A 15,391-nucleotide genomic window follows, 5' to 3' on the forward strand; every position below is an offset into this window, starting at 1 on the left:
GATGATTAAGGTAAAATTAAATAACGCAGAATTTAATTATGATGTATATCAAATCATAAATTTGTTTTTTTTATTTCCAGATATTAAATTTGTTGAAGAAAATTATGATTTTAATATTGAAGTAAAAGAAGATATGGTAGTTATACAAAAGGGTTTTGAAAGTTTTGAGTACACAATTAATAAATTATACAAACTTAAAGAAGAGGTTAAAAAAGCTGTTTTCTTATATTTTTCAAAGGATACAACTCGTGAGCTACCGTGGGGAACTTTAATAGGAATTAGACCTTCTAAAAGAGCTCTTGAGCTACTCCAAAAGGATATTTCTGAGAAGGATATCATAGCTGAATTTAAAGAAAAACATATTACAAGGGAAGATAAGGCGCGACTTTGTATTGATGTTGCAAAGTTTGAAAAAAATATTGTAAACAAAGAGAAAGACAATATAAGTGTTTATATTGGTATGCCTTTTTGCCCTACACGTTGTTTATACTGTTCATTTGCATCTAATCCTATAAGCAGTTGCAAAAACATAGTAGAACCTTACCTTGAGGCCTTGTCGCATGAAATTAAAGAGATAAGTGATTACATTAAAGGTAAGAAGCTTAACATTGAATGCGTATATTTTGGAGGTGGTACTCCAACTTCCGTAAATGATGAGCAATTTGAATTTATAATGAAGTGTATTTATGAAGCTTTTATTCAAAATGATAATGTGAGTGAATTTACAGTAGAATGCGGAAGACCAGATAGTATAACCTTTGAAAAATTAACTACAATGAAAAAGTATGGAGTACATAGAATAAGCATAAATCCTCAAACTATGAACGACGATACTTTGGAATTAATTGGGAGAACCCATTCTGTAAATAGTGTTAACGAAAAATTTGCTATGGCAAGGGAACTAGGCTTTGATAATATAAATATGGATTTAATAGTAGGGCTACCGGGAGAGAAGATTTCACATATAATAAGAACTTGCGATAAAATATCCCAAATGCAACCTGATAGTATTACAATTCATGGAATGTCCATAAAAAGAGCTTCAAAACTCCATGAAAATATGCTTAATAATTATAGGTTTCAAGTTCCAGCTCAAGAAGAATTAAACCAAATGTATGAGCACACTGTTGAATTATCTAAAAAACTTCATATGAAACCGTATTATATGTATAGGCAGAAAAATATGGTGGGCAATATGGAAAATATTGGATATGCAACACCTGGAAAAGAAGGAATATACAATATTCAAATGATTGAGGAGAAACAGACAGTTATTGCACTTGGTGCAGATGCAGTTTGTAAAGTTGTTTTTTTAGAGGAAAACAGACATGAAAGGTTTGCCAATATCAAAGATGTTAGAGAGTACGTAAAAAGAGTGAATGAGATGATTGATAAAAAAATTGAACTGCTCAATACTTTATATAATTGATAATTGAGAGTTAACAAATAAGTAATAAAAATAGTATTTAGAGAGGAAGGAAGCAAAATGGCAGAAGCATTAGATGGTTTAAAGAGAACCAATATGTGTGGTGATCTTAGGGAATCGCATATATCAAATAAAATAACAGTAATGGGTTGGGTTCAAAGAAAAAGAAATCTAGGAGGACTTGTTTTTATAGACTTAAGAGATAGAACAGGTTTATTACAATTAGTATTTGGAGAAGAAATAAATAAAGAGGCTTTTCAAAAGGCAGATTTAGTGAAACCAGAATACTGTATTGCTGTAACTGGGGAACTTATTAGAAGACAGTCTCCAAATGAAAATATGCCTACAGGACTTGTAGAGGTTAAAGGTGAAAACATAAAGATATTATCTGAATCAGAAACTCCGCCTATATATATAAAAGAAGGTTTAGATGCCTCAGAAAACGTACGTCTAAAATACAGATATCTTGATTTAAGAAGACCAGATATGCAAAAAATATTTATGATACGCCATAAAACAACTAAGGTTGTTCGCGATTTTTTAGATGAGAATGGCTTTTTAGAAATAGAAACACCTATGCTCACAAAAAGTACTCCAGAGGGTGCTCGCGACTATTTAGTCCCAAGCAGAAATTATAAAGGAATGTTCTATGCACTTCCACAATCACCACAATTGTTTAAACAATTATTAATGGTGTCTGGATATGATAAGTACTTCCAAATAGCAAGATGTTTTAGAGATGAAGATTTAAGATCAAATAGACAACCAGAGTTTACACAAATAGATATAGAAATGTCATTTGTTGAAGAAGAAGATGTTATAGCTGTTAATGAAGCTTTAATTAAAAAAGTATTTAAAGAAGTTGTAAATGAGGATGTTAACCTTCCTATAAAAAGAATTACATATAAAGAAGCTATGGATAAATATGGATCAGATAAACCAGATTTAAGATTTGGAATGGAAATAAAAGATATTACCCAAGAGGTAAAAGAATGTGAATTCGTAGTATTTAAAGGTGCCATAGATAATGGCGGCAGCGTACGAGCTATAAAGGTAAGTAATGCTGCAGATATGGGAAGAAAGAAGTTAGACAAATTAGGTGAATTTGTTAAGACTTATAGAGCAAAAGGACTTGCTTGGATTGCATATAAAGAAGATGGAATTAAATCGCCTATATCTAAATTTTTAAGTGATGAAGAAATGCAATCTGTTCTAAATAAGGTAGACGCCAAAACTGGAGATTTAGTACTTATTGTTGCAGACAAAGATAGCGTTGCATTGCAGTCTTTAGGGGCATTAAGATTACAGGTAGCTAAAGATCTTGAAATTTTAAAAGATAATAAAGAATTTAACTTTGTATGGGTTACAGAGTTCCCATTATTTGATTATAGCGAAGAAGAAAATAGATATGTTGCTGCGCACCATCCCTTCACGATGCCAATGGATGAAGATTTACAGTATCTAGAAAGTGAGCCAGGCAGAGTTCGTGCTAAAGCTTATGATATAGTCTTAAACGGAGAAGAATTAGGTGGAGGAAGCATTAGAATACATAATTCTAAACTGCAAGAAACTATGCTTAAAGTTTTGGGATTTACGCAGGAAAAAGCATGGGAAAGATTTGGATTCTTACTAGAATCATTCAAATACGGTCCACCACCACACGGCGGCCTTGCTTTTGGACTAGATAGAATGATAATGTTCTTAGCAGGAACTGAAAATATTAAAGATGTAATAGCATTTCCTAAGAATCAAAATGCTTACTGTCCAATGAGTGAAGCTCCAAATATGGTTGATGATAAACAGCTTATAGAACTTGGTATCAAAAAAGCCACGGAGAAATAGGATACTGGCTTATTTTTTATTTGTTTGTGACTAACTGTCAATTGTCCACTATATTGTATAGGGGAGTGGTAAAATGATAAATGAAAAAGAAAAAACAATGAACGATGAATTAGTGAAAGATATCCAAGTGAGACTAAGAAAAATTGAAGGTCAGGTTAAAGGTATTGAAAAGATGATTTCCAGCGAAGCTTGCTGCAAAAACATATTGGTGCAAGTTGCTGCAGCTAGAGCTGCTATGAATAAAGTTGGTGGTCTTGTTTTAGAGAGATATACAAAAAACTGTCTTATACATGAAGAGGATGCAATAGAGGAAAAAAAAATCGAAGAGTTAGTTTCAACTTTCCTTATGTTTTTAAAGTAAAAAATAAAGAAGTAAAATTTGATGCTAAATTTTACTTCTTTATTTTTTTGAAAATTGAACTTATGGAGGATACGAATACAATCCCAATTGCAATTGAAATTGCGCTAAATAATGTTTCAGCACCTTTGGATAGAGCAGCATTAAAATTGCCCTTTACGGCCTCAAGAGTAGAATAATACATTCCACCACCGGGTACAAGTGGTATAATTGCGCAGATTACAAATATAGTCACAGGATTTTTATATATTCTTGCCATTATTTCTGAGTAAATACTTCCAACCATGGAGGCAAGAAATAATGAAAAAACTATGGAGGCTTGTAGTCTTGAGGCAAGAAGATAGGTGAACCAGCTGATGCCTCCTCCAAGGGCGGCGATTACTAAGTTTTTACCTCTAATATTAAATAGTATTCCAAAACTAAGAGAACTTAAAAAAGCATAAAAAGAATTAACAATCATATAAGAGTACCTCCAAATAATAAGAACCATGTTTTGAAAACTATACTTGTGCCTGCAGCTATAGCAATGGCTATAAATAAAGCTTCTATTGTCCTAGAGATACCAGAAACTAAATCACCAGCAATAGTATCCCTTATTGCATTTGTTATGGCAATGCCAGGTGCTAGTATCATTATAGATCCTATTATTATAGTATCTATATTACCTACTAGACCTAAAGACTTGGATAAGAGGGCTATGAATGCAGCTAAAGAACCACCAAGCATGTATTTTAGAAAGCTATTTACATCTAATTTTTCTAAAAATAAACTTAAACAATTTATAAGTGCCCCAATTATAAAGGCTACAAAAAAGTCCTTATAATTTCCACCAAAAAGTAAAGTAAAAAACCCTGCGCAGATAGCAGAAAAAAATGTGGTGGTCTTCGGAGAATAAGGTGGTAAATTATTTATATAATCGATTTTTTTTCTTATATCACTCATAGATAATGGATTAGAAACTAATTCTCTAGATAGATTGTTAATCATGGCAACCTTACCAAGGTTAACTGTTCTAACATTTATTCTTCTAATTAATGATATAGTTTTATTTTCACTATTGGTTATGGAAACCATAATACCAGTAGGGGTAACAAAACTTTCAGTGATTGGTATGCCATAGGATTTACATATCATAGTGATTGTTTGCTCGACCCTGTAGGTTTCTCCACCATTTTCTAATATGATTTTACCAGCTTCAGTAGCTACATGAATGATATCATCAATATGCATGTGATCTCCTTTCAATATAAAATTAGTTTTATTTTTTGTAGACTATTATAAGGCTTAAATATTTAATTTTGTATTGCATATAATAAAATTTCTACACTATTATATACCATAAATCTATTAAATAATTATTAGTTGAAAAATTATTATTATTTATTAGCAGTTGAAGTAGGGAAATTGATACGTATACATAAACGTGTATAATATGACCATGGAATTAGAAGGGTGAAAACCCTATAATAATTATAGTTATTAAAAAAATTAGAAGATTTTCATATTCTTGTTGATAAATATGCCATTAACTTTTATAATATAAGTATAATACATATTTATATAATTTTAGAGTATTATTCTTATTTATTTTAAATTATTAATGAAACCGGTTTAGTGAATTGTTTAATCTAAAAGATGAGAGGAAGGATATGACATGACGGAATATTTAAAAAACAATGATTTCAAGGTTTACGATATTATTAAAGAGGAAAATGCGAGGCAAGAGGATCATATTGAACTAATAGCTTCTGAAAATGTTGTTAGCAGAACTGTACTTGAAGCAAATGGTTCTATATTAACTAATAAATATGCAGAGGGATATCCTGCTAAAAGATATTATGGTGGTTGTGAAGTAGTTGATAAAATAGAAAATTTAGCTCGTGATAGAATGAAGGAACTTTTTGGTGCAGAACATGCTAACGTGCAACCTCATTCAGGTTCTCAAGCTAACATGGCTGTATATTTTTCAGTGCTTAAGCCAGGAGATACAGTATTAGGTATGAATTTGAGTCATGGTGGACACTTAACTCATGGTAGTTTAGTAAATTTTTCAGGGATTCTATATAACTTCGTTCCTTACGGTGTTAATTTAGAAACAGAAACTATAGATTATGAAAAAGTGAGAGCTTTAGCTAAAGAGCATAACCCTAAAATGATAGTTATTGGGGCGTCTGCTTACCCAAGAGCTATAGATTTTGCAGCATTTAGAGAAATTTGCGATGAAGTAAACGCATATATGTTTGTTGATATGGCTCATATAGCAGGACTTGTTGCAACAGGAGCACATGAGTCTCCAGTGCCATATGCTGATTTTGTTACTACTACAACACATAAAACACTAAGAGGACCTAGAGGTGGAGCAATTTTATGTAAAGAAAAATATGCAAAACAAGTAGACAAGTCTATTTTCCCAGGAATGCAAGGTGGACCATTAATGCATACTATTGCAGCTAAAGCTGTTTGCTTTGGAGAAGCTCTTAAACCAGAATTCAAAGTTTACATTGACCAAGTAGTTAAAAATGCAAAGGTATTGGGAGAAGAACTTTTAAAATATGGATTTAAATTAGTATCTGGAGGTACAGATAACCATCTTTTACTTATTGAATTAACAAACAAAGATATTACTGGAAAAGCTGCTGAAAAGTTATTAGATATTGTAGGTATTACTGTAAATAAAAATACTGTACCAAATGAAACTTTAAGTCCATTTGTTACAAGCGGCATAAGAATTGGTACGCCTGCTGTAACTACAAGAGGATTTAAAGAAGAAGAAATGAAAAAAATAGCTGAACTTATAAATGAAACTCTAGAAAATAGAGAAGGAAACTTAGAACCAATTAGAGAAAAAGTAGTACAATTATGTAGTAAATTCCCGTTATACTAGGGGAATAGAAACATCATATTTGTGTGTAGAGAAGGGCATCTGCTTATTGGCAGGTGCCCTTTATTAAAATATGGCAATAGAAATATTAACTCCATTATACATTACTATTGATTACTTTCAAGATTTATATTTTAGTTTCTGTGATTTTACACATTTATATCTTGGGTTTCAACGTCGTTCACAGCAGTATCTTTAACTATTAATACTGATTCACAACTACTACAGATTTCAGAAGACTCACTATTAAGTGCGGTGCAATTTGGGCATCTTATCATGATTTTAATTCCGTTTGCAGATTGAGGTGATGTGTTAGTATTATGGTTAGTGTGATTTCGCTTTTGAAATAAATTTTGTAGTTTATTCTTTAATAAAATCCCGTCGTCTGATTTTAAAAGGTGCTTTATTGATTCAAATGCAATATATCCTATAATTGCAGTGTCTATTAATTCATAAGGAGTACTATATTTAGAATGCTGTATTTTTGGCAAAGAGCTAGCTAGCATGATTAATTTCGAGATAGTAATAACTAGAAATGATAGAGAAAGAGCAATGTACTTTTTATTTATAAAGCACAAGGCACCTACAAGCAATAATATTGTTACGCTACTGTTAATCCATATAAAGTCAGTGAAAATGGATATTGCAATGGATATAAAACTTACAAAATATAAAATGAAATCTATAAATGGCATAATAGTTTTTAAGACTTTAAAGGAATAAAGCACTTCAAGAAGATTTTGACAAACTTCATCAAAAGTTATCCCAGTTGCTTCTTTTGCCACAAGGGAATTATCCATTTCTATTATGTTTTTTATGTTCGAAGAGAAAGTATTTCCTAGTGGAAGACTTTTAGGCTGCGATGAGTTGATTTTTGAGAAGCATGAATTTGAATTAGTCGCATTTTTGTGTAAAGCTAATTGTACCAATACTCCAACTATAGAAATGGCTACACTAAGAAGTATATTAGCTAAATCACTATCTGCTTTAAGTATTATAAGTAAACTCATGCCAGCCGCGAAGCCACCTGAAATACTGGTGGAGAGAATAATTACAGTTTTTACGAAAAATAGACTTAAAATACCTACCACTAATGATGTAAATATTGATAATGCAATACTTTGCGTCAGCATATAAGCTAATAAAAATCCCATAAGACCACAAAGAGTAAAAACTCCTACATTATATATCTTTAATGATATAAAAGCTCCTCCTATAGCGAATAGCAATCCGAAAAATATCCCCGCTCCTAAGCTTCCTATAATAAATACGCTGACTAATCCCCCTAGCATACCAAATATTAAAAATCCAAAAACAGCAATCCAAAATTTTAATATCTTATACCCTAGGAAACATTGTAAAATTCCAAAAATAAATAATGTGATAGCAATAAGTTTAATAGATTGGCCAGACGTAGAGCTAAATTGATCTAAAATTTCAATCATTTACATGATCCTCCCATTATAATTTTATTGTTCCTGCAAATGAAATTATAACATATATTTACAAATTATAAAATATTTTACTGAAATATATAATTAAGAATATGGGCATCTTAATATATAAGAAGAGGTGGAGTTATGAAAATTAAGATAGCATGTGTTTTATTATTAGGTATGTGTATGATAGGGTGCAATCGTACTACTGAGGTAGCAACTATGGTAGAAGATTTAAATATGTCACAAAAACAATCTGTAATATCTCAAAGTCAATTAAAAATTATAAATGAAGTATCCGTTGTTAAGCGTGGAGAAACAGGTGTTATAACAATACAAGGAACACCGAATACATTATACAACATAAAGACTTCTTATAAATTAGCAAATAAAACAGTCTCTGTCATTCAATGGCGTGCTACTGATGGTACAGGGGTTACTACATTTGACTGGATTGTTAGCATGGGAACTATGGCTGGAACATATGATGCCACAATCTCTGGTGGAGGAGATACATTAAAAACGAATCATAGAGTTAAAGGGTAAAGCTTTTATTGTAGATTATTAAAATTTAAATAGTCATAAGAAGACAAGGGATTACATTTTATAATCCCTTTTTTTAGTGCATAATCTCAGGAGATGATTTAACTGAAAATTATATATTTATAAACTATGATATAATTAAATAGATAAAAGTAAATAATAGCTTTTACATTATATATAGGAATACTAGGAGGATGGCTTATGATTGACTCACATATACATACAGAATTTTCTTCAGACTCCCAAATGAAGATTCAGGATGCACTAGAGCATTCGAGGAAAAATGGAATAGGAATGACTATTACAGAGCATCTAGATTTGAAATTTCCAACAGGAACAGGTTTTGTTTTTGATATAAATAAATATCTTAATGATTATGAAAAGTATAGAAGTAGCAAGTTTATGCTTGGGATTGAAATAGGTATGCAACTAATCTGCCTAGAGGAAAATAGAGAAATAGCTCGTAAATATCCTTTTGACTATATAATTGGATCTATACATGTAGCCAAAGGAGAAGATGTTTTCAATCCGAAATTTTATGAAGGTAAAACTAAAAAAGAAGCTTTTGAGCAATATTTTTCAAGTATGATTGATTGCATAAAACAGTACGACTTTATTGATGGTTTAGGACATATTGACTATATATCTAGATATGCCACTTTCAATGATAAGGAAATACATTATCATGAATTTAATCAATATATAAATGACGTTTTAAAAGCTATAGTAAATAATGGAAAAATAATGGAAATCAATACTAGAAGATTAGGAAATAAGGAAGCATATATTAATTTGCTTAATATTTATAAAGCATACAACCAAATAGGAGGAAAATATGTAACCATAGGATCAGATGCTCATCATGCAGAGGATATTGGGAAAAGATTCTTAGAAGCTACTAGGATATGCGAGATATGTAACCTCAAGCCGGTGTATTTTAAAAAAAGAAAAATGGAATACATTTAAATGCGAAAAAGTATTTTATTTTAATGAATAGTTGATAAGTGTCCCCCTTTATTTGGTTAATAGTAAATTACTGATATGTTTTGAATTAAGGAGGACAAAAATGAAAAATAGCCAATTAATTAATCAAGTTATCGCATTGTTCTTTGTTATGGCGGTAGGTTTTTATGCTAAGAAAAAGAAGTTTCTTAATAAGGCAGTTGATAAAGGTCTATCGGAATTATTATTGAATATAACTTTGCCATTTATGATAGTTACATCATTTAATATTAAATATGAAGCAGAGATGGTTAATAATACCCAAAAGATTTTAATATATTCTTTTTTAATACACATAAGTTTAATATTTATTAGTAAGATATTTTTCGTTAAGCTCCCTAAAAACAAACAGCAAGTATTTAGGTTCATAACAATTTTTTCTAATACGGGGTTTATGGGTTATCCAGTGCTTGAAAGCATTTATGGAGGAAAGGGCATTTTTTATGCAGCAATTTTCAATATTGCATTTAACATTTTAGTGTGGACAGTAGGGATAACGCTATACACTGGCGAAAAAGATTTTAAATCAATGAGGAAAGAAGTGGTAAATCCAGCGCTTATAGCAGTAATTATTGGCATAATTTTATTCGCTTCTTCAATAAGATTACCTGTACCTATTGAAGCTTCGCTAAAACTAGTTGGAGTTACCACAACACCAATATCTATGATAATTATTGGCTCAATGCTTGCGGAAATGCAATTTAAGAATATCTTTTCTGATTTTTCTATATACTATGCTACAGTAGTTAGACTTTTAATAGTTCCAATGATCGTTTACGTAGTGTTAAAATTTTCAAAGGTAGATGAATTGTTACTTAACATATGTGTTATACTGCAAGCAATGCCGGCAGCGGTAATAACTGGAATAATGGCTGAAAAATACGGTGGAGATGGGTTGCTAGCATCACAGTGCGTATTTATAACTACAATAATTTCTGGGATAACTATACCTATAGTAATATTATTTTTATAGGGTAAATAAAAACAAAATTAAGAAGAGACAAGCTCCGCATAATGAGACTTGTCTTTTTGTAATTTCAGATAAAAACTAAAGTATATTATTTTTATTTACCGGTAAATGAGTTTAGAAGTTATACATCAAAAAGGGTTTTTTTCATATTTTCATATTTGGTAACATAAAAATTTTTGTTTAATGAAATTTTCTTTAGAGCATAAGCTAGGGTATCAATTTCTGAGTAAGTGTTATACAGTCCAAAACTGATTCTAACCATTCCAGGACGGCATAAATCAGGATTTGTTATGAGATTAAGTGTAAACTCATTAGAAATATTCAATAGCTTAGCAAGGTATGGCTGAGCACAAAAACACCCACTTCTCACTGAAATACCCCATTCATAGGAAAGTATTTTTGCAACTAAGGCGTGGTGAATTCCGCAAATATTAAAGGGGATTATGCTAACCCGGTCAACTCCTTTAGAAGTATCACAATAGATTTTTAAGTTTGGAATATTTTTCATTTTCAAAATAGCGTATGCGGTCAATTTTTTTTCAATACATTCCACGTTGTCCATACCAATTTTATTCAATGTTTTAATGGCAGATGCTAGAGCTATAGATCCTATAACATTGGGGGAACCAGCCTCATGCCTTTGAGGAGAGTCATCCCATTTTATAAAATCATGAGTAACAATATCTACTGTGCCACCGCCTACTAAATCGGGCTCACATTTATCTAAGAAATTTTTAGGACCGATTAATACACCGGTGCCAAAAGGGGCATACATTTTATGAGCAGAGAATATTAAAAAATCTATATTATATTCTGAATTCTTATTACTCATAATAAAAGGAGCGTGGGGTATTAATTGTGCACCGTCCACAAGTAGTTTTGAACCAAATTTATGAACTAATTTAGCGATAGCATAAATAGGGTTTTTATATCCAGTTACATTTGAAGCACCTGTAATTGTAACTAATTTTATATGATTATTATATTTATTTAACTTAGATTCTAAATCATCTAAGGACAAGCGACCATCCGCATCTACGGATATATAATCGATAATAAATTTATCTCTCCAAGGTAGGTCGTTTGAGTGATGCTCCATATCCGTTGTTAGAATAACATTTTTTTCATATGGATCGTATAATAGGGTGGAAAGCTTGTTAAAGGCTTCTGTGGAATTTTTAACATAAATGACTGTATTATTAAAATCAGCATTAACAAATTTGCTGACGATATTTCTAGAATCGTCATATAATCTAGTAGTTAGTTGAGACTTATACCCTTCACCACGGTGAATGGAGGAATACCACGGAGCAAAATCAATAATATCTTCCATGACAGATTTAAAGGGAGGTGTAGTTGCTGCATTATCAAAATTAATTGCAGTAACATTTTTTCCGGATATAAGGGGTACCTTTTTGTTTATGCCAAGTATCAAACCCCTGTAGCTTGGACTATTATCTTTACTAGACATATAATCCTCCTCGTAAAATTATTTACAGTATATAGTATTAGTCTTACGAAGAAAAGGTGACTAAAAAAAGAGAAAACTTCAGGAGGAGCTATTGCAGCTTTGTAGGTAATGATTTAAAGTCTACGATCGTTTCATAAAAAAAGTAATATATTTTGCGAAAATATATTACTTTTTGTGAGTTAATGATTTATATATTAACTATTTTATGAGCACCATCAAAATCAGAAGTTATTTGCTCACCAGTGAGCATATTCTTTATAGTAACAGTTTTATTTTGAGCTTCCGTTTCACCGATTAAAAGTACAAAAGGGATGTTTAGTTTATTTGCATAACCAAGCTTCTTTACAAGTTTAGTATCCTCAAGGTATATTTCTGTGATTACGCCCTTATCTCTTAACGCATTTGCAAGAGAAATTCCATAATCAATATTATTATCTAATGGTATTACTAGTGCTTTTGTTATTGAAGAGGTAGTGCTATTTTTAAAGAATCCAACTTCATTTAATTGATAAAATAATCTAGTAAGACCAATTGATATCCCTACTCCTGGTAGTTTTTGTTTTGTATAATACCCTGCTAAATCATCATAGCGTCCACCTGAGCATACAGATCCTATAGAAGGGTATTCGTTTAAAAATGTTTCATAAACAGTGCCTGTGTAATAATCGAGGCCTCTGGATATTTTTAAATCTATTTTAAAATTATCATCAGGAACTCCAAATAATTTAATGTATTTAGTAACTGTTGAAAGTTCACATACACCGTCTTTAAAGTTTGAATTAGAAATGTTTAAATTCTTTAATAATAATAAAATATCATCGTTGCTTCCACTGATATTAATGAATTCAAGAATTTTTTCTACAACTTCTTTACTTAAACCACTATTTAAGAGTTCCTCGGTTGCGGTTGTTACTCCAATTTTATCTATTTTATCAATAGTCTTTAAAACCTCAGATTTATCTTGGATTTCTAAAGATTCAAAAAAACCATTTAATAACTTTCTATTGTTTATTTTTATTGTGAAATTCTTAAATCCAAGATTGTTGAATATTGAATAAATAATGCTAGGTATTTCAGCATCATTCAAAATACTTAAACTGTTGCTTCCAACAATATCAATATCGCATTGGTAAAATTCACGGAAACGTCCTTTTTGATTTCTCTCTCCTCTATATACCTTACCGATTTGGTATCTTCTAAATGGGAAAGTTAAAGAACTAAAATTTTGAGCCACATATCTCGCGAGTGGCACTGTTAAATCAAATCTAAGGGATAAATCATTACTACCCTTTAAAAATCTATAAATTTGTTTTTCGGTTTCTCCGCCTCCCTTTGCTAGGAGTATTTCTGATTTCTCTATTACTGGTGTGTCTATGGGCATAAACCCAAAGCTCTCATATGTTTCCCTTATTGTATCTGCTAATTTGTTGAATTGAATTTGATCTGCTGGCAGTAACTCCATGAAGCCAGGTAAAATTGATGGTTTTACAATTTCATTTTTCATTTTTAATACCTCCTATAAAAATATAAAAAACCCCACGCAAGTGATGTACCTACGTGGGTGATATTCTTCCAAAGCTTTTTTTAAATTATACTATATATAATTAAATACTTCAAGGATGAATATGAACTTTTTTAGTTATAAGATTAAATACGTCTCATAATATATAAATTTGAGCATTATGGATATATATATGGATTATTAATGAATAATTCAATGATTTAGCTTATAAATAGGAATAATAATGAAAAATTGAGTTATTTATAGTTGACAACATTACTAGGATTTGATATTATTATTTTAGAAAGTATAGCAAAACACTCTACTTTGAAGGAGTGATTAAATGAAATTATCTACTAAGGGAAGATATGGGGTTAAAGCCATGGTGGATTTATCAATAAATTATGGAGAACAACCTGTATCTATAAAAAGCATATCAGAAAGACAAAATATTTCTGAATATTATTTAGAACAATTATTTTCATCACTAAGGCGCGCTAAACTTATTAAAAGTATAAGGGGAGCTCAGGGTGGATACATACTAAATAGAAAACCAGAGGAAATAACTATACAAGACGTCCTTGATGTACTTGAAGGTCCAATTGAGGTGTCAAATTGTTTAGAAGACGGAGCATGCAATAATATTGATTGTTGTGCTACCAGATTATTATGGAAGAAATTAAAAAATAGTATAGATAGTGTAACGTCATCAATAACTTTAAAAGATATTGTAGATGATTACAATGAAATTACATTAATTAAAGGAGTGAAAGATAATGAATAAATCAATTTACATGGACCACGCTGCAACAACTTATACTAAACCAGAAGTTTTGGACGCGATGATTCCTTATTTTACAAAATACTTTGGAAATCCTTCATCAATTTACTCTTTATCAAGAGAAACTAAAAAAGCTATTGATGTTGCAAGAGACAAGGTGGCAAAAGCGCTAAATGCCAGCGAAAATGAAATTTACTTTACTGGTGGAGGTTCTGAAGCAGATAACTGGGCAATAAAGGGGATAGCTTCTGCTTATAAGCAAAAGGGAAATCATATAATAACAACAACAATTGAACATCATGCAGTATTACATACTTGCGAATATTTAGCTAAGAATGGATTTGAAATTACATATTTACCAGTTGACGAATACGGATTTATTAGCATTAAAGATTTAGAAAATGCTATTACAGATAAAACTATTCTAGTATCTGTAATGTTCGCTAACAATGAAATTGGAACAATAGAACCAATAAAAGAAATAGGCGCATTATGTAGAAGTAAAAAAATACTTTTTCATACGGATGCAGTTCAAGTAGTAGGCCATATTCCAGTTGATGTAAAAGAAATGAATATAGATTTATTATCCCTTGCTGGTCATAAATTTTATGGACCTAAGGGCATAGGAGCTTTATATGTAAGAAAAGGAATTAAAATAGATAATTTAATACATGGTGGTGGACAAGAAAGAAATAGAAGAGCAGGTACTGAAAATGTAGCTAGCATAGTGGGAATTGGTAAAGCTCTTGAACTAGCTGTAGAAAACATGGTAGAAAATAATAAAAAGCTAGTGTATTTAAGAGATAAGCTTATGAATGGATTATTAGAAGTACCTTACACAAGATTAAATGGACCAATAGGAGCAAAAAGGCTCCCAGGTAATTCGAATATATGTTTTAGATTTATAGAAGGTGAATCTATATTATTGATGTTAGATGCAAAAGGCATTGCAGCGTCAAGTGGAAGCGCATGTACATCGGGTTCCTTAGACCCATCTCACGTGTTACTTGCAATAGGCCTTAAGCATGAGATAGCACATGGATCCTTAAGATTAACATTAGGTGATGCTACCACAGAGGAAGAAGTAGATTTTGCATTAGAAACAATACCAAAAATAATCCAAAGATTAAGAGATATGTCCCCGCTATGGGATGACTACTTAAAGAAAGGGGAAAATTAA

General features: G+C 31.0%; 14 protein-coding genes. 9 read left to right on the forward strand and 5 right to left on the reverse strand.

Annotated features, from left to right (window positions below):
- Position 1: 1 nt before the first annotated feature.
- From ACWJKP_RS10420 to ACWJKP_RS10430, 3 genes are all read left to right on the forward strand, one after another.
- The gene (locus ACWJKP_RS10420) at positions 2–1,429 is read left to right on the forward strand and encodes a coproporphyrinogen III oxidase (RefSeq protein WP_165412764.1); all 1,428 of its coding nucleotides are present in this window, start codon (positions 2–4) and stop codon (positions 1,427–1,429) included.
- 57 nt (positions 1,430–1,486) lie between these two features.
- On the forward strand, positions 1,487–3,268 hold the full coding sequence (gene aspS / locus ACWJKP_RS10425; protein WP_165412763.1) for an aspartate--tRNA ligase: 1,782 nt from the start codon (positions 1,487–1,489) through the stop codon (positions 3,266–3,268).
- Between the two features lie 73 nt (positions 3,269–3,341).
- Positions 3,342–3,629 carry a metal-sensitive transcriptional regulator gene (locus tag ACWJKP_RS10430; protein WP_165412762.1) on the forward strand — a complete coding sequence of 96 codons (288 nt, stop codon included), beginning with the start codon at positions 3,342–3,344 and terminating at the stop codon, positions 3,627–3,629.
- A gap of 31 nt (positions 3,630–3,660) precedes the next feature.
- On the opposite strand, the gene ACWJKP_RS10435 is transcribed toward ACWJKP_RS10430, so the two are convergent.
- Positions 3,661–4,086, reverse strand: a complete 426-nt coding sequence (locus ACWJKP_RS10435) for a threonine/serine exporter family protein (protein ID WP_165412761.1) — start codon at positions 4,084–4,086, stop codon at positions 3,661–3,663.
- Entirely contained in the window at positions 4,083–4,856 is a 774-nt protein-coding gene (locus tag ACWJKP_RS10440) for a threonine/serine exporter family protein (protein WP_165412760.1), read from the reverse strand. The genes ACWJKP_RS10435 and ACWJKP_RS10440 overlap by 4 nt, the downstream gene beginning before the upstream one ends.
- A 424-nt stretch (positions 4,857–5,280) precedes the next feature.
- Between ACWJKP_RS10440 and ACWJKP_RS10445 the strand changes: the two genes are divergently transcribed.
- Positions 5,281–6,510 carry a serine hydroxymethyltransferase gene (locus ACWJKP_RS10445; protein ID WP_165412759.1) on the forward strand — a complete coding sequence of 410 codons (1,230 nt, stop codon included), beginning with the start codon at positions 5,281–5,283 and terminating at the stop codon, positions 6,508–6,510.
- Positions 6,511–6,656: 146 nt separating this feature from the next.
- Here ACWJKP_RS10445 and ACWJKP_RS10450 read toward each other — a convergent pair whose 3' ends face one another.
- On the reverse strand, positions 6,657–7,952 hold the full coding sequence (locus tag ACWJKP_RS10450; RefSeq protein WP_165412758.1) for a TMEM198/TM7SF3 family protein: 1,296 nt from the start codon (positions 7,950–7,952) through the stop codon (positions 6,657–6,659).
- A 135-nt stretch (positions 7,953–8,087) separates the two neighbouring features.
- Here ACWJKP_RS10450 and ACWJKP_RS10455 point away from each other — a divergent pair, with 135 nt between their 5' ends.
- The 3 genes from ACWJKP_RS10455 to ACWJKP_RS10465 all read left to right on the forward strand — a co-directional run bounded on the left by ACWJKP_RS10455 (position 8,088) and on the right by ACWJKP_RS10465 (position 10,461).
- Positions 8,088–8,489 carry a hypothetical protein gene (locus tag ACWJKP_RS10455; RefSeq protein ID WP_165412757.1) on the forward strand — a complete coding sequence of 134 codons (402 nt, stop codon included), beginning with the start codon at positions 8,088–8,090 and terminating at the stop codon, positions 8,487–8,489.
- Between the two features lie 198 nt (positions 8,490–8,687).
- A complete protein-coding gene (locus ACWJKP_RS10460) occupies positions 8,688–9,452 on the forward strand; it encodes a histidinol phosphate phosphatase (protein ID WP_165412756.1) in 765 nt (254 codons plus the stop codon).
- 100 nt (positions 9,453–9,552) lie between these two features.
- Positions 9,553–10,461, forward strand: coding sequence for an AEC family transporter (locus ACWJKP_RS10465; RefSeq protein ID WP_462961167.1), 909 nt, complete (start codon positions 9,553–9,555; stop codon positions 10,459–10,461).
- A 118-nt stretch (positions 10,462–10,579) separates the two neighbouring features.
- Here ACWJKP_RS10465 and ACWJKP_RS10470 read toward each other — a convergent pair whose 3' ends face one another.
- Both ACWJKP_RS10470 and hisS read right to left on the reverse strand, forming a co-directional pair.
- On the reverse strand, positions 10,580–11,929 hold the full coding sequence (locus tag ACWJKP_RS10470) for an aminotransferase class V-fold PLP-dependent enzyme (RefSeq protein ID WP_165412754.1): 1,350 nt from the start codon (positions 11,927–11,929) through the stop codon (positions 10,580–10,582).
- A gap of 187 nt (positions 11,930–12,116) precedes the next feature.
- Complete coding sequence (gene hisS, locus ACWJKP_RS10475) at positions 12,117–13,433, reverse strand: histidine--tRNA ligase (RefSeq protein WP_165412753.1); 1,317 nt, start codon at positions 13,431–13,433, stop codon at positions 12,117–12,119.
- 340 nt (positions 13,434–13,773) lie between these two features.
- Between hisS and ACWJKP_RS10480 the strand changes: the two genes are divergently transcribed.
- Together ACWJKP_RS10480 and nifS are read left to right on the forward strand one after the other, a co-directional pair.
- On the forward strand, positions 13,774–14,214 hold the full coding sequence (locus ACWJKP_RS10480) for an RrF2 family transcriptional regulator (RefSeq protein ID WP_165412752.1): 441 nt from the start codon (positions 13,774–13,776) through the stop codon (positions 14,212–14,214).
- Complete coding sequence (gene nifS / locus ACWJKP_RS10485) at positions 14,207–15,391, forward strand: cysteine desulfurase NifS (protein WP_165412751.1); 1,185 nt, start codon at positions 14,207–14,209, stop codon at positions 15,389–15,391. Before ACWJKP_RS10480 ends, nifS begins: the two co-directional genes overlap by 8 nt.

It is taken from the genome of Clostridium sp. CM037 (genome assembly GCF_055081095.1).